The 497-nt window shown below is 77.1% G+C and carries 1 protein-coding gene; it reads right to left on the bottom strand.

All coding sequences use genetic code 11. From position 1 onward, the window contains the following. Positions 1-497 (bottom strand): FtsK/SpoIIIE domain-containing protein (locus GT030_RS02195; protein ID WP_272920648.1); only part of this gene is annotated, 497 nt, incomplete at both ends.

A 497-nucleotide genomic window follows, 5' to 3' on the forward strand; every position in this document is an offset into this window, starting at 1 on the left:
CGCAGCGTGGAGCTGGGCGGCCCCTCCAGGTCGCCGTTGCCCGGGCCGCGTCCGCCGGGGCCGCGCTGGGCCACCATCCGGCCGGACACCTCGTGCGCGGTGTGCCAGTGCGCGAAGTCGGTCAGCCCGACCAGCTCCGCCCGGCGCTTGAGCTCCGCGCTCAGGGACTGCGCGAACTCCCGCATGCGCACGGGATCGTTGGCGATCAGATGGGTCGTCACATGCGGTATGTCGGTACAGGAGCGCAGTCCCTCGCCGACCCCGGCCGCCGTGCCGACGCCGTCCCGGCCGTCGATCAGCACCATGCCGAGCCGGTCCGGGCGCTCGGCGGCGGCCAGCGACGCCACCACCGCCCGCAGCAGCTCCGTACGCCCGCTGCCGGGCGGCCCCTCGACCAGTAGGTGCGGGCCGTCGGCCACCAGGTCGGCGGTGACCGGGCCGCGCGGACCGGCGCCCAGCACCGCGCGCGCCCGGCCGCCCAGCGACTCGGTGTCGTC

The organism is Streptomyces sp. SID1328 (assembly GCF_009865595.1).
Lineage (GTDB): Bacteria > Actinomycetota > Actinomycetes > Streptomycetales > Streptomycetaceae > Streptomyces > Streptomyces griseoluteus.